The organism is Streptomyces sp. NPDC049627, from assembly GCF_044465645.1.
Lineage (GTDB): Bacteria > Actinomycetota > Actinomycetes > Streptomycetales > Streptomycetaceae > Streptomyces.
Window position 1 is genome coordinate 572,141 of sequence record NZ_JBITLW010000002.1, and the last position, 20,263, is coordinate 592,403.

Consider the following 20,263-nt stretch of genomic DNA (forward strand, 5'->3'; position numbering starts at 1 on the left):
CGATTGGAACTTCCCGCAGGTCGGCGGGGGATCTTAACCCCAGGCCGGCGCCAGATGCGACAAGACCGCCACCCTCCTGCTCGACAGCGGCGGTCGGCCCGGCGTCGTTCCCGCCCCCGGGCAAGACCCGTTTTGAAGACGGGCCCCTGAAAGAGACGCCGTGGGCACGCACCAAGGGCGAGCCTGACGTGGTCAGTTCGTCGGCGCACCCGTCAGGTCGTCCAGCTCGGCGGCGAAGAGCTGCGCGGGGTCGATTCCCATACCGGTGAAGTGGCCGGCGAGTTCCAGGGACAGGACGCCGTGCAGCCGGGTCCAGAAGGTCAGGGCCCGATGGAGGGCCGTGGGCGGGGCGGGATGGCCGTCCGCCCAGTCCCGGTGGTCTTCGAGGTGCGCGTCGAACGGCGTCGCCGGTCCGCACAAGGGCAACCCGGCACAGGCGTCCAGCAGGGTCGCCATGATCTCGGACGCGATCGCGGTCGTGTCGTCGGGTGCTCGGTAGCCGGGGACGGGCGTGCCGTAGATGAGGAAGTAACGCTGTGGGTCCCGCAGGGCCCAGCCCCGCAGGGTGTGCGCCAGCGCGGTCACATCGGCACCGCCCTCCGACGCCGCGCGGAAGGTGTCGGCAAGGCTTCGGTACGCGTCCCTGACGAGCTCGGTGATCAGCTCGTCGCGACCGCCGAAGTACCGGTACAGCGCGGGTCCGCTCATGCCCATCTGCTTGGCGATCGCGTTGAGGGAGAGCGCGGACGCACCCGCCGTGGCGATCTGTTCCCAGGCGCGCTCTTTGATCTCCGTGCGCACCTGGGCGCGGTAGCGCGCACGCGGGGTCTCCGCTTCCGAGTTCACCATAGTTAGAGGTTATCACTGAAGTTATTGACACTCTCGAACCCGTGCAGTTATAACTTCTAACGAACGCGAAGCCAGATAACTCACTGACTCTGTGGAGGTCGCCATGAACGCCGATGGACTCGTCGAGGTCGTCCTGCCGGGCAAGGTCGAGCCCGAGGGACTTCAGATCCGGCATGGAGCCGTACCCGCCGCGGGCCCCGGCCAGGTCGTGATCCGGATGGAGGCGACCGGCGTCTCCTTCGCCGAGCAGCAGATGCGGCGCGGCCGCTACTACGACCAGCCGCCCTTCCCGTTCGTGCCCGGCTACGACCTCGTGGGTACGGTGCTGTCGACCGGCGAGGGAGTCGAGCCGGGCCTGGCCGGCACCCGGGTCGCCGCGCTGGTCAAGGTCGGTGGCTGGGCCAGTCATGTGCTCGTCGACGCGGCGGACGCGGTACCCGTGCCCGACGGGATCGGTGCGGCGGAGGCGGAGACCCTGGTCGTCAACGGCATCACCGCCTGGCAGATGCTGCACCGCAAGGCCCGCGTCCGTGCGGGGCACACCGTCGTGGTGCACGGCGCGAACGGTGGCGTCGGATCGGTCCTGGTCCAGCTCGCCCAAGCCGCAGGCGCGCGGGTGGTGATCGGCACGGCGTCCACGCGCCACCACGACGCCCTGCGCGAACGGGGGGTCGCCCCCGTCGACTACCGCACCGACGACGTCGCCGCACGGATCCGCGAACTCGCCCCCCGCGGGGTGGACGCCGTCTTCGACCACGTCGGCGGCCGCGGCATCGTCGACTCCTGGCGCCTCCTCGCCCCCGGCGGCACGCTCGTCTCGTACGGCAGTGCCTCGACCCGGGACGACGAGGGCTCCAAGCAGTGGCCCGTCCTCAAGCTGCTCGGCCGGGTGTGGCTGTGGAACGCCCTGCCCAACCGCCGCCGCGCGTACTTCTTCAATGTCTGGGCCGGCCGGGCCCTGGCCAAGAACCGCTTCCGCGCCCGCCTCCGCACCGACCTCGCCCAGGTCTTCGCCGCCCTCCAGCGCGGCGAGGTCACAGCTCAGATCGCCGCGCAACTGCCGCTCACCCGCGCCGCCGAAGCCCTGCGGCTGGCCGAGTCGGGCACCGCAGCCGGAAAGGTCGTCCTGAACCCGTAGCAGGGCCCGAGTGGCCCGACCCGATCACCCCAACGAAACGAGAGGAACACGATGTTCAGCACCGGCCCGTCGAACGCCCCCGGCCTGCACCATCGCCCCCTGCACCCGCGCGCCCTGCACCCTCGCCCCCTGCATCCGCGCACGCGAACCCTCCGGCACCGGCCTCGCGCCGGTAAGGCCGCGGTCACGGTCGCACTCGCCGTCGCCGCCGTCCTCGCAAGCACCATCCCGACCGCCCAGGCCGCCGTCGCCCCCCACGGCGATACGTCCCAGTGCGGCGGGCGAGGTGTCGATGCCACCGCCCTCATCCGCTACGAGTCCGACATCGTGATCAAGGCGCCGCTGAGCACAGTCTGGAAGCTGCAGACCGACATCGAACGCTGGCCGTCCTGGCAGCCCCCTGTCACCACCGCCGAACGTCTCGATCCCGGCCGCCTGAAGGCCGGTTCGCAGTTCCGGTGGACGACCCCCGCGCCCGCCACCCCCACGACCCCCGCCACCACACTCGCCATCACCTCCACCGTCCAGGAACTCCAGCGCCGCACCTGCATCCTGTGGAGTGGACCCGCGACAGGTGAGGGGCTGCGCATCGACGAGGGCATCCACCTGTGGACCTTCCGCACATTCGAGGGCGGCGTACACGTCCACACCGAGGAAACCTGGACCGGCACCCAGGTCGAAGCGGACGTGCCCACCGCGACCGCGGCCCTCGGCGCGGGCCTCGAAGCGTGGCTGCACGACCTGAAGACCACCGCCGAAGCCTCCACCCGCGACCACCCGCGTCCCCACTGACCGGGTCGAGGGGTCGGCGACCTCGTTGAACGGCTCGCTCGGCGCCTCGACGGGGGCTGCCTCGGGCACCGTGGCCCAGACGCCTGTGCAGTACCTCAAAGGTCAGCTCGTCCAGCTCAGCCCTGGCGTCCGCCTTGGGTAGCTCCGTGATGTCCGCAAGCACGTCTTCCGCGGTCCGACTCAGCGTGGGGTCATCCGTCAGCATCTGCACCCGGAACCACGACGCACCCCGAGCGGCACACCCTCTACTGGGGAAGGAGCACGCTCACGTCGGGGTCCGAACCCGCTCGCTCATCCGGGTGGTCACGCAGGTCGATCAGCTCGGACTCGGCGTCGGTGCGGCGCGATGCGGTGCCATGGACCACGTGGCGACCTGTTCGCCGTTGCGGCCCGGGCGGGCGCTGCCGACGCATCTGTTCAGCGGGCGCCGGCGCTGCGCGGGGGCACGGAGCCCGTCAGGGGACTCTCATCCAGGTACCGGATCTCGTAGACGCGTTCGGTGAACTTCCAGCCACCCGAGGTGCGCTGGTAGCGGTCGTGGTAGATGGCGTAGTTCACCCCGGACCGGCCGTCGCGGCCGCGCCCGACCTCGGACATGTACGCACGACCGGACGCGGTGTCGCCGTCGAGCTGAATCATGCCTGTATGCGTGTTCTGCACCAGGAAGTCCACGAAATCCGGTACCCGTCGGCCCCAGGCGCGGATCTGCTCCTGGCCGGACATCTCAGCGGGGATGTCGGGCATCCGCCACACGCCGTCCGGTGTGAAGAGTGACGCGACACGGTCGTAGTCGCGCATCATCACCGCGTCGGTGAACTCACCGCGCAGCGCCTCGATCTCGACCCGGTCCGCGATCGCCTGAAAGTCGCTCATCGTTGCCTCCCTGCCACATCCACGGATGGATGCTGTGCCGGTGTCAGCTGTACGACGGCGCAACTCCCCGAGATGTCAGGCGCGACGCCGACCTCACGTTCGGTCCGCTGTCTCGTCGTGGCCGGCATCGAGCCGAAGCCGCACAGACCGAGAAGTACCGGGCCGGCGCCCGGTCATCACCATCGGATCACATGGCCGACGGGCCTCTCGCTGCGTATCGAAGCGCTTCAATTCACGCTCAAGCCAATGAGGGCTCCCTCGCGGAACAAGAGGCATGAAGGCACCATGACCTTGCTTCTCACCGGGCATTGACACCACATCTCGGTCAATGGGAGCGTCGAAGCGCTTCACACAATCCGGCTCACCCCCAGCCGCCCGGATTCCCGAAAGGACGCCGTCATGTCCCGGAAGCCCAAGAAGAGAAGCGTCAAAGGCGTACTGGTGGCCCTGCTGACGGCGATCTCGCCGCTGATCGCGGCGCTCGTACTGACCGGCGCCTCGGCCACGACCGCGTCGGCCGCGTCACTGACCGAGGTGACCAACTTCGGCAGCAACCCCGGAAACCTGCGGATGTACGTCTACAAGCCCGACAGCGCTCCGGCCCGCCCGGCGGTGCTGGTGGCAGTGCACTACTGCACCGGCACGGCGCCCGCCTTCTACTCCAACACGGAGTTCGCCCGCCTGGCCGACCAGTACGGGTTCATCGTCGTCTACCCGGACGCGAACGTCAGCGGGCAGTGCTTCGACGTCTCCTCGCCCCAGGCGCTCAGGCATGACGGGGGAAGTGACCCCACGAGCATCGCCCAGATGGTCCGGTACACCCTGCAGAACATGAACGCCGACCCCAGCCGGGTCTACGTCACCGGCGCCTCGTCCGGCGCGATGACGACCAATGTCCTGCTCGGCGACTACCCCGACCTGTTCAAGGCCGGTGCGGCGTTCATGGGCGTGCCGTTCGGCTGCTTCGCCACCACCGACGGCTCCGGCTGGAACAGCGACTGCTCCACCGGCAAGATCACCAAGACCCCGCAGGAGTGGGGCGACCTCGTCCGGGGCGCCTACCCGGGGTACACCGGCCCCCGGCCGCGGATGCAGCTGTGGCACGGCACCGAGGACGAGGCGCTGAACTACGTGAACTTCGGTGAAGAGATCAAGCAGTGGACCAATGTGCTCGGAGTGAGCCAGACCCCGGTCTTCACCGACTCCCCGCAGTCCGGCTGGACCCGCACCCGCTACGGCTCCGCCACCGCGCAGGCACCGGTCGAGGCGAACAGCTTCCAGGGTGTCGGGCACTCCCTGCCTGCCAGCGGCATGGCGGCCCGGGCCATCGCCTTCTTCGGACTCGACGGCGGGACCGGCGGCACCACCACGGGTCCGCTCCACGCCACCGGTTCGAGCAAGTGCCTTGACGTGCCCGGCCTCTCGCAGACCAACGGGACCCAGGTGGCGATCTGGGACTGCAACGGCCAGACGAACCAGACCTGGACCAGCACGTCGACCAAGCAGCTCACCGTCTACGGCGGTGCGAAGTGCCTCGACGCGACCGGCACCACGGCCGGCTCCAAGGTCGCGATATGGGACTGCAACGGCGGCACCAACCAGCAGTGGAACCGCAACTCCAACGGCACCGTCACCAGCGTCCAGTCGGGCCTGTGCCTGGACGTCACCGGTGCCTCCACCGCCAACGGCGCACTGGTCGAACTGTGGGACTGCAACGGCGGCAGCAACCAGCAGTGGCGCCTCGGCTGACACCACCGCCCAAAACCGGGAGGGCTTCTCGAAACCGAGTGTGGTTTCGAGAAAGCCCTCCAGGCTTCGGGGCGTATCGCTCACTCCGTGCGCAGGCCGTCCGGGCGCATCAGCCGCAGCAGCGGTGGCAGGCTGAGCACGGTCACCAGCAGGACGACGGCGGCCGCGGCGCCGGTCATGGACAGTACGCTCGTCCAGTCCACGCCCACCGGCTTGTCCGTCATCTTCAGCAGTGCCGCGCCCAGTGTCATCCCGATCGCTGTGGCCAGCGTCAGGCCGAGGCCGATCGGGATCGCCGTCTGCCACAGCACGGACAGACACAGGGTGCGGCGCCGGGTGCCGAAGGCGATGAGCGACGACAGCAGTCTGCGGCGCTCGCGCAGCTGCTCCAGCTGCGCGACCAGCAGACTCGCGCCGATCAGCGCCAGTACGCAGGCCGCGCCGACGAACAGGAAGGTGCGGATGGAGGCGTAGGTGTCGTCGGTCTTGCTGGACACCAACATCGCCGGGTCGTCGGTCAGGCCGATTCGGTGGGCCGTGTTCCGCGCATGGTCGGGTGCGTCCGCCAGCTTCTGGTCGAGCGCGAGGTAGACCTCCCCGTGGAGACCATGTGCGGCGCCCGGGGGCAGGGCGCCCGGCGTCAGCAGCAGGCCGCCACGCTTGTACCCGGTCGGGTCCGGGATCGCCCGTGCCTGCTTCACGCCGGCGGGCACGGTCCAGGGCGACTTGTGCTGACCAATGACGCCGTCGGTCGTGTAGAACCACAGCTTCTTGCCGGCCTTGGAAAGGTCGGCCGCCTTCAGCTCATAGTCCTCATCGTCGCCACCCCGGAGGGCGAAGGCGTCACCGTCCTTGCAGGAAGGCAAGGAAGCGACCTCGCGCAGGGACGCGCAGTCGGCGATGGTGACCTCGGCGCTGATGTCGACGCCCACGCGCTGGTCGCTGACACGGCCCTCGTCGTAGGCGTAGACCTTGGCGACGCCTCTGGTCGCCTTGAAGTCGGCCGCCGCCCGGTCGAGCGGGACTCCGTCCGGCAGCTCCGCGCGCATCTGGGCGCGGGTGGGGTCGTCGCCGGTGTGCTTGGTGTACTGCCCCTGCACCCCGGAGAACAGCATCTGCAGGGCGATGGCGCCCGCCACCGCGACCGCGATGCCGTTGACCATGCGGGCGGCCGTTCCGCTGCTCAACTGAAGCCGTCGGATGGCCAGCTGCCAGGCGACCCCGCCGGAACCGAGCCGGTTCACGACCCTCTCCACGACCCACGGCAGCAGCGCGGTCACTCCGACGAGCAGCAGCAGGACACCACCGGTGACCTGGTACTGGTTGAAGTCTCTGCTGTACCGGTCCTTGCCGATCATCGGGTAGAGCAGTCCGAGCCCGCCCAGGGGCAGCAGTATCCGCCACCACAGCCGGCGCCGCGGGGGCTTCGCGGTGCGCATCACGCCGAGCGGCTCGATCACCACGCCGCGCAGTGCGAACAGCGTGACCAGCACCGCGGCCGCCGGGACCGCGACCGCGACGAGCAGGGCGAGCACGGGGGAGGGGATCAGATAGCTGGGGAACACGCTCACGTCGAACAGGTCCACGGACCCGGAGAGCTGCCGGACGATCAGGAAGAAGGCCGTCCCGAAGGCCAGGCCGGCCACGGAGCCGGCGAAGGCCTCGCCGGCGGCGATCCGCCGGGTCATCCCCCTGTCCGCACCCACCAGCCGCAGCGCCGCCAGTCGCCGGTCCCGGCGCTCGCCGCCGAACCGCACGGCCGCGGCGATGAACACGCCGACCGGCATCAGCAGCGCCAGGAACATGACGAGGGAGAGCAGGACGAGGAGGGGGTCCTCCTTCTCGTCGGTCTTGTACCCTGCGCCGAATCGGTCGATGCGTTCGACCCCGCCGCTGTTCTCCTTGATCACGAGGTTGTCGGCGCCGCGGTAGAAGGCGAGTTCCTGGGCCCCGATCAATCCCGGTTCCGCGATGGTGCCGACGATCCGCTCCGGCAGCCGTTCGCGCAGCAGTTTCCCTTCGCCGGACTCCAGCAGCCGCTTCAGGGCGGGAGAGACGACCATCTCGCCCACCCCGGGAAACTTGGAGACTCCCGGCGGCAGGGGCGCCTTCGGCCCTTCTGGCTCCAACGCCCGGCCCCGCACCTCCTTGTCACGGAAGACCGTCGTGGCATAGCCGACCAGCAGGGTGTCGTCCGCCTTCCGCAGCGGTGACTTGCCCAGGCCCGACACTCCGTACGTGAGGTCGGTGCGCGCGTTCTCCCGGTCGTGCCGGACGGCCAGCGCGTTCGGGAGAGCGGTGGCGAGCAGCAGCACTGCCACGCCGAGCCCCACGCCGACGGCGGTGAGCAGCATCCGCACCCACCCCTCCCGCCCGCCGGTGAAGGCGAACCGGGCCCCCATGGCCAGATCCCTGGACCTCCCCCACCCTCGACTTCGCCCGAGCGGGAGGTGCCCCCTCCGGGCACTCATATGGCCCGCTCCATGTCCCTGGACTTTCCGTCACGCACGACGACCTCGCGGTCGGAGTAGGCGGCGACCCGGGCCTCGTGCGTGACGAGGACGACGGCCGCGTTGGTGGAGCGGGCCGCATCGGTGAGCAGCCCCATCACGCGTTCGCCGTTGAGCGAGTCGAGCGCGCCGGTCGGCTCGTCGGCGAACAGCACCCGGGGGCCCGTGACCAGCGCCCGGGCCACGGCCACCCGCTGCCCCTGGCCGCCGGAGACCTCGCCTGGCCGCTTCTTGCGCAGGTCGTCGACCTCCAGGCGCTCCATCCAGGCCAGGGCCGCCTTCTCGGCCTCCTTGCGGGAGGTGCCGTTCAGCCGCAGCGGCAGGGCGACGTTCTCGACGCAGGTCAGCTCGGGCACGAGCTGGCCGAACTGGAAGACGAAGCCGAACTCGGAGCGTCTGAGGGCACTGCGCTGGGCGTCGTTCATGGTGGCCAGCTCACGCCCCTTGTAGGTGATGGATCCGGAGTCGGGCGGCACGATCCCGGCGAGACAGTGCAGCAGCGTCGACTTGCCGGATCCGGAGGGGCCCATCACGGCGACGACCTCACCGGGGTGGATGGAGAAGTCGGCGCCGTCGAGCGCGGTGGTCGGTCCGTACGCCTTGCGCAGGTCCTGGGCGGCGAGCAGGGAACCGGGCGGAGGAGGAACACGGGTCACGCGGTCACCGCCTCGGCGAGCTTGTCCAGACGCGCGGCGGTCAGCTCCAGCCAGCGCAGATCCGCCTCCAGATGGAACAGGGCGTGATCGCAGATCAGCTGGTCGGCCAGGTCGCCCTTCCGCTTGCGGTCGGTCAGGATCCGCATGCTGCGCAGGTGCTCGGAGCGCTGCGTGTCGAGGACGCCGGCCGCGTCCCGCTGCGTCAGCAGCGCGAGGACGACCTTGCTGTACAGGGTCGACTGCAGGTACGGCTCCGGCTTCTCCGGCGTCGCGAGCCAGCGCTCGACGTCGGTGATCCCCGCGTCCGTTATCGCGTACCGCTTGCGCTCGGGCCCGCCGCCCGCCTCGACGCCCTCGACCTCGACGAGGCCGTTCTTCAGCAGCCGGGACATCGTCGCGTAGACCTGGCCGTAGTGCAGCGGCCGGTCATGACCGAACTTCTCGTCGAAGGCCCGCTTCAGGTCGTAGCCGTGTCGCGGGCCGGACTCCAGGAGCCCCAGGAGGGTGTTGCCGATGGACATGCCCGGCACTATACACATCAGGTATACGTGGCGTGTATACGCACGGTGTTTAGATCATGCCGGTGGGTACATCCGTGCAGGTGAGGGGCTTTGTCGCGGCCTCTGCTACCGGCGCTGGACAAGCATCTGCCGACCCGGACACCGGAGCCCAGCAGTGGGCGTCGCGGCGAGCCGTGGAAACCGGCCCCACCGGAGCGGCATGCTTCCGTAGCGGCTCAGCACTCGATGTATACACGTGGTTTATACACCTCGTGTATAGTGCCGGGCATGTCCATCAGCCCCACACTCCCGGGGATCCGGGAGGCCAGGCCCCAGCCACGGTTACGAGGCCGGCAGCGGTTCTGAGTGCAAGCGGTACGCCATTACGGAAGCCGGGGTCACCGGCATGGGGTCACCGACATGGACCGGTTGCCGGCCACGCCCCGAGCTGTACCTGAAGTCGCCGCTCCATACGCTGCGCACCCCCCCGCAACGCTGTACAGCCGAACCGGCCGATGTCCGCCATCAAGCCAGGGGCCACGGGGCGTTGTTGCGCCCGCTGGGCGATCTGAACGCCCTGGCTGTCCCGTCGGCCGCTCCTTCCGCAGGCCCGAGGCGCGCCGGGAGGAAAAGTTCCCGTGGTCGGCGACAGGGGCGTCGAACGACGGTGGCGAGCAGCGCGCCACCCGCACCAGAGAGTAAATCGAGTGAAAAACCAGACGCCACCTGTAATGGGAACCGGTCAGACGCCTCCAGCAAGTGAAACGCCTCAAGGGGAATCGGAAGACCTCGAAATCCGCAGGTTTGCCATCGGGGTCATCCTTTTCACGTCGACATGCGTGACACTGATGTCCGAGCTGGTGCTCGCCCTCGTCGGCGTGGGCCTCAAGGTGACGGCAATGGCCGCTGTGAGCGTATTCGGCGGCACCTTCGGTCTTGGATACTTCATCGCCAAGAGGCGCGGATATATTCGGACGAGCACGTAAGACTCGATAAAAGCGGTGGGCGGAGTGCGTGCCGGGACGGGCGCCGTGTTGCGCCGGCCTCGGTCGGACATCCAGTCAGGGCACGCCTTCGCGCGTGCACGGGGCTTGGCTGAAGCCCGTTCTGACGCCGCAAGGCCCATGGCCGCGACTTCCCCGGAACGGCCGGTACTCGCCCTGGGCTCACGCGCGAGCATCGGGGCCGTATCACTGGAGCGCCTGGCCGTTGACGGCAGCGACGCAAAGTGAGCCCCGCGAGTCGGCCGTGGCGGCCACTGAGGTCGACGGCCCCGGCGCTGCGTGCCTCCGGAGGCGTCTGTGACTTCTGCCGCCCTCTTGTGTTCGATTCATTCGACTCCTAGTGTCATCTTCGTTTCGCGTGGGGGCTCTGATCTGCGCCGTTGTCTGCGGAAGCGCTTCGACACAGGGGTGTCGACGGGCCCCCGCCGACTACATCGCACGCCCCGCCGTTCCCTCCCCGACGGTTCCCTGAGAGCTGGAGATGCCATGCAAATGTCACGTCGTGGCGTTCTGATCCTCGGCGCCGCCGGCGCCGCCGTCGCCGGAGGCATCTCCGCCGGCTCGGCCCGGGCCGCTGAGACGGCCGACGGAACGGACGCCTCCACGCGCACCGAGCGCCTGTATCTGTCCGGAGAGGACGCCGACCACCCGGTCGACTGGGACTTCCTGTGCACCAGCGGTCGGCGCAGCGGCAGTTGGGGCAGCATCCCGGTTCCGTCCAACTGGGAGTTCCACGGATACGGCACGTACAACTACGGGTGGAATCTGCGCCCGGAGGAGAAGGGCCGCTACCGGCACACCTTCACGCCGCCCGCCCACTGGCGTGACAGACGCGTCTTCCTCGTGTTCGAAGGGTCGATGACCGAGACCGAGGCGTGGATCAACGGCGAGTCGGCCGGGCCCGTCCACCGCGGCGGCTTCTACCGGTTCCGCCACGAGGTGACCGGCAAGCTGCGTCCGGGCCAGGACAACCTCCTGGAGGTGACGGTCAGCAAGGAGTCCACCGACGACTCCGTCAACCGGGCCGAACGCCTCGGGGACTACTGGAACTTCGGCGGCATCTACCGCCCCGTCCATCTCGAGGCGTTCCCGCTCCAGCACGTCGAACGCATCGCCGTCGACGCCCGCGCCGACGGCACGCTGCGGATCGACGCCCATCTGTCGGGTGCCGGTTCCGCCGACCGTCTCGTCGCCCAGGTCACCGACCTCTCCGGGCGCCCGGTCGGCGCCCCGTTCACCGCGTCCGTCGCTCCCGGCGACACGACGGTGACCCTCAGGACCGCTGTCGACTCCCCCCGGCAGTGGACGGCGGAGACCCCGCACCTCTACCGCGTCGAGGTCGCGCTCCGCGCCGGCGACGACCGCACCGTGCACCGCGTCGACGAGAGGTTCGGCTTCCGCACCGTCGAGGTGCGCCCCGGCGACGGCGTGTACGTCAACGGCGTCAAGATCCTCCTCAAGGGAGCCAACCGGCACACCATCTGGCCCACGTCCGGCCGGGCGACCAGCGCCCGCATCAGCCGCAAGGACATCCTCCTGATGCGGGAGATGAACATGAACGCGGTCCGGATGTCCCACTACCCGCCCGACAGTCACTTCCTCGACCTCGCCGACGAACTCGGGCTGTACGTGCTCGACGAACTGGCCGGCTGGCAGAAGTCGTACGACGAGGCGGCGGGCAGACCCCTCGTCGCCGAGATGGTCACCCGTGACGTCAACCACCCGTCGATCCTGTTCTGGTGCAACGGCAACGAAGGCGGCTGGAACACCGCCCTCGACGACGACTACGCCCGCCACGACCCCCAGCGGCGCACCGTTCTCCACCCCTGGGCGAACTTCGGCGGCATCAACACCGACCACTACGAGACGTACGACAGCACGCGCCGCATCCTCCAGGAACGGGGCGACGTCTTCATGCCCACCGAGTTCCTCCACGGCCTCTACGACGGCGGCGCCGGCGCGGGGCTCGACGACTACTGGAAGCTGATGGGCCGTGAACGGCTCTGTGCCGGAGGCTTCCTGTGGTCACTGATCGACGAGGGCATCGTGCGGGACGACCTCGGGGGCACCATCGACGTGGCGGGCAACGCCGCACCCGACGGCATCCTCGGCCCCTTCCGCGAGAAGGAGGCCAGCTTCTACACGATCAAGGACATCTGGTCTCCCGTACAACTCGCGGAGCCGGAGCGGTTCATGTCCGCCCTCCCGGACGACTTCGACGGCCGGATCGCCCTCACCAACCACTACGCCTTCACCAACACCCGCACGTGCCGGTTCACTTGGCGGCTCCTGGACTTCCGCACCCCGTCGCAGCGGCGGGACGGCCACACGGTGCGGGCCCAGGGCACCGCCTCCGCTCCGGACATCGAGCCCGGCGCGCAAGGAGTGCTGCGCCTGCCCCTGCCGTACGGGTGGCGACGCGCCGACGCCCTGGCGCTCACCGTCACCGATGCCGACGGCCGCGAGATCCGCGGCTGGACGTGGACCATCGCGTCCGCCGCCGACCAGGCCCGACGGCTGGTACGGACGGGCCCGGGCCCGGCGGTAAGCGGCTCGCTCTCGGACGACAGGCTCACCCTCGCCTCCCGCCACACCACGGTCACGCTCGACGCCGCGACGGGCCTGCTGGCCGGTGTCACCCACCGAGGGAGCGACTTCGCGCTGTCCCGCGGGCCGCTGCCCACCACCGGAACGGCCGACCTCACGCGCCTGACGCACGGGCCCGACGGCAACGGCTACACGGTGGAGGCCGAGTACTCCGGCGTGCTGCGTCACGTCCGGTGGCGTCTGCACCCCAGCGGCTGGCTGCAGTTGGACTACCGCTACCACCTCACCGGCGAGTACGACCTCTTCGGCGTCGGCTTCGACCATCCCGAGTCGCAGGTGAGCGGTGTGACGTGGCTCGGCCACGGACCCCACAGGGTGTGGAAGAACCGGCTGCGCGGCGTCGCGACGGACGTCTGGACGAAGCAGTACAACGACACCGCGACCGGCGCCGACGGCTGGGTGTACCCGGAGTTCAAGGGCTACCACGCGGACGTCCGCTGGGCGTCCCTGCACACCACCGCCGGACGTCTCACCGTGGTCTCCGAGGACGAGAACCTCTACCTCCGCCTCTTCACGCCCCGTTTCGGACCCGACCCCCGCCACACCGCGCCCCCCTTCCCGAAGGGCGATCTCTCCTTCCTCGACGCCATCCCGGCGATCGGCACCAAGTTCGACGCGCCGGCCGCGCTCGGCCCCAGCGGCGCCCCCACCACGGCGACGGGCGACTACGGGCGAACCCTGTACTTCTCGTTCTCCCAGTAGCACGTCCCCAGCTCGCCTGACCGACATCTACGGAATCCAGATCGTCGTCCCGCCGAGGGGTCCCGCCGCTACTTCGGCGACTCGTGGAACGCCACAACTGCGCGCGGGGGAGCGGCTTCAGTCGACGGGACAGATTCTCAGCCAATGCCTCGAAAGTAACGCGCGGATCATCAGCGCACGGATGGGTGTGAACGCCTGAGGCGTTTCGCTACCGTGGGGTGTCAAGCGGGGGTAGGAGACGACGGTGGGGCGGGTGCTGAGGTGTCGGGCCTCCATCGGCGGCGTCGGCGGCAACAGGCCCCCGCCCACCGACTCACCCCACCCAGAGGCGCGGGACACCCGTATGACACTTTCAGCTCTTTCTTGGCCCGACTGGCTCGAATCAGGAACGCTCTGGACGGTCGCCATCGGTGCTCTCGCATCGATTTTGAGCGCCGTTGCCGGAGCGTGGGTAAGCAACAAGTACAGCAACCCAAAGCGAGAGCTTCAGTACCAGTGGCGAAAGAACACCTCCCTACTCGAAACTTCTTCTTCTAGCGCGAGCAGCCTTACCGTTACCCACGGATCAACGCCACTCGCCGAGCCCCGCGTGATCGATGTCTTATTGCGTAACCACGGTAGGAGGGAAATCACCTCTGGTGATTTCCATAATGGGGATCCGATCACGGTCAAACTGGACTGCTTGATCGTTGAATTGAAAGGGGTGCACAGTGAGCCCCCGACTAGCATCGCGCCCCTCGTTACGGTCTCATCCAGCAATGAGGAGCTGCTGGTAAGCCCATGCCTCCTCGTCGGGGGGCAGGAAGTGGTGATTACCGTCGTAGCCGATGGTCCGGGCGATGAGAATAAGTTCGAATTACGTTCACCATTGGTCGGCATGCGCCCGCCGAAGCTGATTACAGGACCAGGGCAAGAAGAAAAGTTTCAAGAAATAAAGAAAAATGCACAGGCTGCCGGATATTTCCTGGCTGGTGTTGCGGTGGCAATGTTGTTCCTATTCGCTGACGATGTGCCAGACAGTTGGAAACATGACCCTATATTCTTCGACCAGAAGGGAGCGTGCAAGTTGCTGAGCGAGGATGATGCGAAAAATGTCGGATGCCCCTAAGGGTCTGGGCGGCCGAATCGCATCCCGAGTCCTCAAGAATGGAAAACGCCTTCGCTCCCTGAGGGTCATGCCGGTGTGCGGAGGTTGGGGTCCAGCCGCCGCAGGGTGAGAAACGCCTGGGCGGCAGTGACCAGGGTGACGTGGTGGTGTCAGCCGCGCCAGGTGCGGCCCTCGAAGTGGTTCAGACCCAGGTCGTGCTCGCGGGTGGGGACGAGGACCAAGGCGAGCGGCTGCCGTGATTCCGCGCGCCGACTGGCTGTATGGGCCAGCATGACGCGACCGAAAGCGAGGGTCTTGCCCGACCCGGTACGGCCGCGGCCGAGCACATCACGTCCGGTCCGGCGAGAGAGTTCGGCAGGGTCGCTCCCTGGATGGGGGAACGGTACGGTCACGCCCTCGTGCCCGAGCGCGCCAGCAACGGCGCCGGCAGGGTGAGGCCGGCGAAGGACTCGACGGCGGGCAGCGCGGCCTTGATCGTCTTCGGCAGCGCGAACTCGCCCTGGGGTGCGGCCTGTCGACGTCCGTAGCTCTGGGAACGCCGCAGCGCTCCCGAGCGCTGGGCGGCAGAACCCCGGAAGAGGACCGGCTCGTGTGGATCTTCACCCTGATGCTCGTCGCCGTATCGGCGGGCTGCACGGCGATCGCCGTCACCTCCACCTTGCTGACGGCCACCGCGGGCCGGGTGCGCGACTTCCGCGTACTGCGCCTGTCCGGTGCGACGCCCCGGCGGGTGCTGCTGGCCCTTACAGCCGAGACGTGCTGTGCCATCACCCTGGGTGCGGCCCTGGGCCTGGCAGCGGCCGCCCCGGCCCTGTTGGGGCCAGGTCAGCGACAACTCCACTGGCAGGCCCAGCTCCTGGCGAAGGCCGTGGACTGTGCCGACTCACGGGCGTGGTGACAGGCTGCCTGCTGCTCGACACGGCGGCAACCGTCCTCACGGCCCGCGTCGCTCTGCGGCGTATGAGGCGGGCGTGAGCAACCGTCCGCAGGGCTCGCAGGAAGCTGCGGCCCTGCTCGATGAAGACATCGGTGATCCAGACGATCAGCATGCCGGCACGAATCCGGCACGCGACCGCTGATCACGACGGACAGCAAAAAGGCCCGGGTCTCTGACCTGGGCCTTCTTCATGGAGCGGGTGACGAGAATCGAACTCGCGCTCTCAGCTTGGGAAGCGACGGCGCTTGGAAGGTCATGTGACCGTTGACCTGCGCTTATGTGGCGTAGCGGCCGCCTCGCGTGAACTGGTTCGCACCGCTGTTGACCGTGGTTGTCCGCTCTTACGGGCAGGCTGTGGGCACGGCTCTGAAGTGCGGCAGGCCGAGTAGCAGAATGAACGAGCGCCGCTCTCGGCTCGACTGGCTCATATGTCCAGCTCCCGGAGCGCTTTGCGAGTGGGCAGTCATCCGGCGAAGCGTCCGGCCTGCACCTGGCTCACTTGCCGGCTTCAGGGCCGTACCACTGGAGCGCCTGACCGGTGACGGCGGCGATGCACTCGAAGTCCCGGTCGCGGTGCAGAAGAGTGAGCCCCTGCAACTCGGCCGTGGCGGCCAGCACCAAATCGACGGCCCCGGCGCTGCGGTGCTGTCCGCGCTGGGTGAGGACCTCCTGGACCCGCCAGGCGCGGTCGTAGGCGCGGTCGTCGACCGGCACCCAGCCGAAGAGCAGGCGTAGGTCTTCGATGCCTTGTGCGCGGTCGGTGGCGGAGCGCGCGCTGTAGAAGAACTCCAGCTCGGTGATGGGGCAGGTGGCGATGAGGCCGGCGGCTGCCGCTTGGTCCCATCCGTACTGCTCGGCGTCGCCGCGCAGCATGCGGGCGAGTGCACTGGTGTCGATCAGGTATTGCGCGGCGTTCACCGGCGGTAGTTCCGCTTGTCCTCGAAGAGATCGAGGTCGAAGGCGCCTTCTTCCGCCGATGCCCGCAGGCGGGTGAGCGCCAGGGCCCGCCGCCGGTTCTCCAGCACCTCGCGTAGCGCGGTGTTCACCGTCTCCTTCTTGGTGCTGGTACCGAGGGCCTTGGCGACGTCGGCGACCAGCTGATCGTCGAGGTCGATCACGGTTCGGCTCATGCGAAGACACCTCCATGGATATCATTGACGCCATCGATTATATCTCCATGGGTAGGGGTGGTGTGGGGAATCAAATCGATGCCTCGGCCGCTGTGCGCGGCACGCACTTCGGGCAGGCTGATGGTGATCGCCTGCGCGAAGTCGGCGAGGCGGATGGGCCTGGCTGCCCTGCCCCATTCAACGGAAGCCGGCGTCCGTCCCACACCCCGTAGGTGATGACGGAATCCTGGCGCCGCACCGTCGCATTCAGCGGTGCCCCGGGGTTGTCCGCCCCGGCCGGCAGCCGACGTCCCACTCCGAGCGATGGTTGCTGTGGGCCGGGATGCCTCCTGCCCGCTTGAGCAGGGCCGCCATGTGCCGCCCGCGATCACGGTGCCGACGCCGCTCCTCCGGGGCGAGTTCGATGGTCGTCATCGAGTGTCGCCTGTGCGTTCACGGAAGCCAGGCCCCGCCGCCGACCCTGGCCCGGTCGAGTAGGACGAACGTGACCGTCGCCGCCGCAGGGTGGCCGTCCTGGTCGGCGCCGCGATGCAACGGGAGCACAGCATCCCTGCGCGTAGGCCGATCTCAGGGAGGATGACGTCCTTGGCGGGTGGACCCGACGAGGGACGCGGCTTCGCCAGGAGCTTGCCACGCCCAAGTAGTTCGCGGACGGCCGGCGGGATATACGACCCGATCTCGCGCAGGCGCTCCTCGACGTCGGGAAGCCGGGCACCGCCGGTGGTCTGCCGGTGCGTCGAGGGGGCGGCCAGACGCGTCGGCCATTCCTCGGAGCGCGCCCAGCTGATCTACCAGCACTCGACTGCGAAGCATCAGCGGAAGCTGGCGCAGGGGATCGACGCCGAGGTACGGCAGCAACTGCGTGAATCAGCAGGCGAGGGGCGGCGGCGAGCGATAGAGGCGTAACGGCGTCAGGGGCTTACGGAAACGGCCGGGACTTGGTGCCCGTTCACGCATGAGGCCGGAGTGGTTCGTCTTCCCCCGCGCAGGCGGGGTACCGCTCGCTGCGCGAGCCGTCGGCGGACGGGGAGGACGGCGAGGCGTAGCGCCCGCCCGCCGAACGCGGTCACGCCCTGCCGTCGGATGCTCGACCACAGAGCTGCTCCGTCCAGGCCCAGGCCATCACGGGTATCCGAGCAAGGCCCTCGCATCGCACCCGTCTGTGTGCGCGAGCCGCTGTCCGTCGCCGTCAGGCTTGGAGGGTTTCAGCGCGGGAAAGGGCCCGCTTGAGCAGACCCTCCAGCGCGTCCTGCTCATCCTGCGTCAGGCCGGCGAACAGGGGTTCCTCGGTCAGGACCTTCAGGAGCCGTTCCCGCAGCTCGGTGCCCTCCGGGGTGAGGACGAGCTGCTTGGCCCGGCGGTCGGTGGGGTGGGGACGGCGCTCTATCAGTCGCAGGGTCTCCAGTTTGTCGATCACGACGGTGGCATTGGACGGTTCGCAGCTCATCCGCCCGGCCAGCTCGCGCATGGTCATCGGTCCGGTCATCTCGCGCAGGGCCGAAGCCTGCGCGACGGTGAGGCCGAGCCCGGTCACCCATTCGCGCATGCGCGCATTGCTCTGCATGTCCAGGTCGTGGACCAGCTTGCCCAGCTCCCACTGCGCTTCCGCCTGCTCCTGTGTCATCGCCATGGCTCGAGGCTAGCAAACTGCTTCAACCCATGATAGATATGATTTGAAGCATTAAAGTCATATGCATTGGGGAGCCTCCGCGGCGGCACACAGAATCCAGCACCTCAACCCACAAACATGGAGGTCAGACCCATGGCTCACATCGTCGCCGCATCCGCCGAGCGCACCATTGACGCCCCCGCGGACGAGGTCTACCGGTACCTGGCAGACACGCAGCTTCACTCCCGGTTCCTGCCGCCCCCCTTCTACGACTTCCACGTCGAGGAGAGCGGCGTGGGCACGGCCGGCGCCCTCCGGTACAAGATCGACTTCGCTGGAGGCGTCCGGGAGCTTCGAATGCAGGTCACCGAGCCGGAGCCGGGCCGAACCCTGGTCCACACCGACACAGGCGACTCCGGCCTCGTCACGACGTTCACCGTGACTCCGCACGGCGAACAAGCGCTGGTGAACATCACCTCCCGCTTCGACGGCGAGAGCGGCGTTGCCGGCTTCGTCGAGCGGATCATCGCTCCGCGCAGGTTGCACCGGGTCTACGGCAAGGAACTCGCCCGCCTCGACGCCTACGCCCGCGAGCAGCGCGTCGGTTAGCAGCGGCACGCCGGCTGGAACGGGAGCTGGGGCCTCACGGCTTGCGGGACGGTCCGCACCGGTTATCAGTCATCAGTGATCAAGGAACAGGAGTTCAACCATGAAGATGCTCACCTTCAAGGCCACGACCCACGAGGCGAAGCCTGCCCGTATCGGTGCGCCGATCAGCGCGGCGGCCATGGAGTCCGTGATCGACGAGCCCGGTCCGGTCGAGGTCAAGACAATCGGCGCGGACTGGGAGGCCCCCATCACGGGGCTGCTCAACATCAAGCACCCGAAGGCCGTTGCGGCGGGTATCACCGACCGCAAGGAGCCCATCAAGATCTATGCCCACGTCGTGCGCCACCCCACGCGTGGCTTCTTCCTGGTGGACACGGGCGTTTCACGGCGGCTGGTGGAGGACCCCGTCGGCGTGGGGGTCGGCATGATGCTGAGGAAATACGGGGGCATCGAGAAGATGCACGCCCAGAAGAGCACCGCGGAGATCATCGAAGCGGAGGGAGTCCCCCTGAACGGGGTCTTCATGACCCATCTCCACCTCGACCACGTCTCCGGACTCCCGGACGTTCCCAAGGACGTCCCCATCTACACCGGCGCCAATGAGGCCGAGGCGTCGCTCTTCCTGAACCTGTTCGCCCAGGGCACCAACAACCACCTCCTGGCCGGACGGCCGCCGCTTCAGGAACTCCAGTTCACGAAGGACCCGGGCGGAAGACTCGAAGGTGTCAACGACGTATTCGGCGACGGCTCGTTCTTCGCGATCCTGACCCCGGGGCACACCACCGGACACGTCTCCTACCTCGCCCGCACCGCCGCAGGCCCGGTACTCATGACCGGCGACGTCAGCCACACGCGCTGGGGTTGGGACAACGACGTCGAGCCCGGAACCTACATGCAGGAGCGCGAACCCAGCATCAAGAGCCTGCTCGCCTTGAAGGCGCTCAGCGAGCGCCACCCGAACATGATCGTGAGGCTGGGTCATCAGGAGTAGGCAGCGCGGCCCGGGGCGGCCGACAGCAGCCGAGGCCGAGCCCCCGATGAGCTGATCGGGGCCAACACCCGGCCATCCTGGCCTGCCGGAACGCCCTCCAGCGAGTGGCCGCGACCAGGCCGATGTCAGCAGGCGCCGGGTGATCCACGGTCAGGGAGCCGGAGGCCGGTGAGCCCGGCGACGGCAAGCTGTGGTGCTGACGAGCACGCCGGGGGGCGCAGGCCGGCCGCGCAGACCGAAGACCGAGACTCAGTCCTTCAAGATCATGGCACGGCCCAGTCAGGTGGAACTCTGAGGCGAGTCAGCAAGTCGCCCTTTGCGTACGTGACTTGCTTGCCGTTTGCTGGCTATGTGACCCAGTTCGCCGAAAATGCGTCTCACAATTCGAGATGACTGGGCGTCGCGGTGTCAATGTTGGCAATCAAGGGCCTCGGTGAGGGCGGTTGACCTGTACTTAGGGCACATGGAGGGCACGGAGCCCTCAAAATGGTCTAGACAA

18 protein-coding genes and 2 pseudogenes are annotated in these 20,263 nt (G+C 68.4%); 9 read left to right on the forward strand and 11 right to left on the reverse strand.

Features of this window, described 5'->3' with window-relative positions:
- Window positions 1-192: 192 nt before the first annotated feature.
- Window positions 193-849: a TetR/AcrR family transcriptional regulator gene (locus tag ACIBU0_RS07605; RefSeq protein WP_398813115.1), complete on the reverse strand. Its 657-nt coding sequence runs from the start codon at window positions 847-849 to the stop codon at window positions 193-195.
- Window positions 850-952: 103 nt separating this feature from the next.
- Between ACIBU0_RS07605 and ACIBU0_RS07610 the strand changes: the two genes are divergently transcribed.
- Window positions 953-1,987 (forward strand): medium chain dehydrogenase/reductase family protein, encoded by a 1,035-nt coding sequence (locus tag ACIBU0_RS07610; RefSeq protein WP_398813118.1) that lies wholly within the window; start codon window positions 953-955, stop codon window positions 1,985-1,987.
- A gap of 51 nt (window positions 1,988-2,038) precedes the next feature.
- Window positions 2,039-2,779, forward strand: a complete 741-nt coding sequence (locus ACIBU0_RS07615) for an SRPBCC family protein (RefSeq protein WP_398813121.1) — start codon at window positions 2,039-2,041, stop codon at window positions 2,777-2,779.
- A gap of 417 nt (window positions 2,780-3,196) precedes the next feature.
- Here ACIBU0_RS07615 and ACIBU0_RS07620 read toward each other — a convergent pair whose 3' ends face one another.
- Complete coding sequence (locus ACIBU0_RS07620; protein ID WP_398813124.1) at window positions 3,197-3,652, reverse strand: nuclear transport factor 2 family protein; 456 nt, start codon at window positions 3,650-3,652, stop codon at window positions 3,197-3,199.
- A gap of 399 nt (window positions 3,653-4,051) precedes the next feature.
- Here ACIBU0_RS07620 and ACIBU0_RS07625 point away from each other — a divergent pair, with 399 nt between their 5' ends.
- A complete protein-coding gene (locus ACIBU0_RS07625; protein WP_398813127.1) occupies window positions 4,052-5,401 on the forward strand; it encodes a PHB depolymerase family esterase in 1,350 nt (449 codons plus the stop codon).
- 80 nt (window positions 5,402-5,481) lie between these two features.
- On the opposite strand, the gene ACIBU0_RS07630 is transcribed toward ACIBU0_RS07625, so the two are convergent.
- The 3 genes from ACIBU0_RS07630 to ACIBU0_RS07640 form a co-directional block, all read right to left on the reverse strand.
- On the reverse strand, window positions 5,482-7,803 hold the full coding sequence (locus tag ACIBU0_RS07630; protein ID WP_398813130.1) for an ABC transporter permease: 2,322 nt from the start codon (window positions 7,801-7,803) through the stop codon (window positions 5,482-5,484).
- A gap of 65 nt (window positions 7,804-7,868) precedes the next feature.
- Entirely contained in the window at window positions 7,869-8,567 is a 699-nt protein-coding gene (locus ACIBU0_RS07635; protein WP_398813133.1) for an ABC transporter ATP-binding protein, read from the reverse strand.
- Window positions 8,564-9,088 (reverse strand): PadR family transcriptional regulator, encoded by a 525-nt coding sequence (locus tag ACIBU0_RS07640; RefSeq protein ID WP_398813136.1) that lies wholly within the window; start codon window positions 9,086-9,088, stop codon window positions 8,564-8,566. Before ACIBU0_RS07640 ends, ACIBU0_RS07635 begins: the two co-directional genes overlap by 4 nt.
- Before the next feature lie 686 nt (window positions 9,089-9,774).
- Here ACIBU0_RS07640 and ACIBU0_RS07645 point away from each other — a divergent pair.
- The 3 genes from ACIBU0_RS07645 to ACIBU0_RS07655 all read left to right on the forward strand — a co-directional run bounded on the left by ACIBU0_RS07645 (window position 9,775) and on the right by ACIBU0_RS07655 (window position 14,488).
- Window positions 9,775-10,053 carry a hypothetical protein gene (locus tag ACIBU0_RS07645; protein ID WP_398813139.1) on the forward strand — a complete coding sequence of 93 codons (279 nt, stop codon included), beginning with the start codon at window positions 9,775-9,777 and terminating at the stop codon, window positions 10,051-10,053.
- Window positions 10,054-10,563: 510 nt separating this feature from the next.
- Entirely contained in the window at window positions 10,564-13,380 is a 2,817-nt protein-coding gene (locus tag ACIBU0_RS07650; RefSeq protein ID WP_398813142.1) for a glycoside hydrolase family 2 TIM barrel-domain containing protein, read from the forward strand.
- A 343-nt stretch (window positions 13,381-13,723) separates the two neighbouring features.
- Window positions 13,724-14,488 (forward strand): hypothetical protein, encoded by a 765-nt coding sequence (locus ACIBU0_RS07655; protein WP_398813145.1) that lies wholly within the window; start codon window positions 13,724-13,726, stop codon window positions 14,486-14,488.
- 65 nt (window positions 14,489-14,553) lie between these two features.
- On the opposite strand, the pseudogene ACIBU0_RS07660 reads toward ACIBU0_RS07655, so the two are convergent.
- Window positions 14,554-14,688, reverse strand: a pseudogene (locus ACIBU0_RS07660) (IS701 family transposase); the annotation flags it as partial.
- Window positions 14,686-15,053 (reverse strand): annotated as a pseudogene (locus tag ACIBU0_RS07665) (DEAD/DEAH box helicase); the annotation flags it as partial. The pseudogenes ACIBU0_RS07660 and ACIBU0_RS07665, both read right to left, overlap by 3 nt.
- Before the next feature lie 24 nt (window positions 15,054-15,077).
- On the opposite strand from ACIBU0_RS07665, the gene ACIBU0_RS07670 reads away from it, so the two are divergent.
- Window positions 15,078-15,386, forward strand: coding sequence for a hypothetical protein (locus ACIBU0_RS07670; RefSeq protein ID WP_398814040.1), 309 nt, complete (start codon window positions 15,078-15,080; stop codon window positions 15,384-15,386).
- A gap of 534 nt (window positions 15,387-15,920) precedes the next feature.
- Here ACIBU0_RS07670 and ACIBU0_RS07675 read toward each other — a convergent pair.
- The 4 genes from ACIBU0_RS07675 to ACIBU0_RS07690 form a co-directional block, all read right to left on the reverse strand.
- Window positions 15,921-16,343 (reverse strand): PIN domain nuclease, encoded by a 423-nt coding sequence (locus ACIBU0_RS07675; protein ID WP_398813148.1) that lies wholly within the window; start codon window positions 16,341-16,343, stop codon window positions 15,921-15,923.
- Window positions 16,340-16,555 (reverse strand): type II toxin-antitoxin system VapB family antitoxin, encoded by a 216-nt coding sequence (locus ACIBU0_RS07680; protein ID WP_398813150.1) that lies wholly within the window; start codon window positions 16,553-16,555, stop codon window positions 16,340-16,342. The genes ACIBU0_RS07675 and ACIBU0_RS07680 overlap by 4 nt, the downstream gene beginning before the upstream one ends.
- 246 nt (window positions 16,556-16,801) lie before the next feature.
- Complete coding sequence (locus ACIBU0_RS07685) at window positions 16,802-16,969, reverse strand: hypothetical protein (RefSeq protein WP_398813152.1); 168 nt, start codon at window positions 16,967-16,969, stop codon at window positions 16,802-16,804.
- A 775-nt stretch (window positions 16,970-17,744) separates the two neighbouring features.
- On the reverse strand, window positions 17,745-18,179 hold the full coding sequence (locus ACIBU0_RS07690; RefSeq protein WP_398814004.1) for a MarR family winged helix-turn-helix transcriptional regulator: 435 nt from the start codon (window positions 18,177-18,179) through the stop codon (window positions 17,745-17,747).
- A 138-nt stretch (window positions 18,180-18,317) separates the two neighbouring features.
- On the opposite strand from ACIBU0_RS07690, the gene ACIBU0_RS07695 reads away from it, so the two are divergent.
- Entirely contained in the window at window positions 18,318-18,773 is a 456-nt protein-coding gene (locus ACIBU0_RS07695; RefSeq protein ID WP_398813155.1) for an SRPBCC family protein, read from the forward strand.
- A 100-nt stretch (window positions 18,774-18,873) separates the two neighbouring features.
- Window positions 18,874-19,764 (forward strand): MBL fold metallo-hydrolase, encoded by an 891-nt coding sequence (locus tag ACIBU0_RS07700; RefSeq protein WP_398813158.1) that lies wholly within the window; start codon window positions 18,874-18,876, stop codon window positions 19,762-19,764.
- Window positions 19,765-20,263: the final 499 nt, after the last annotated feature.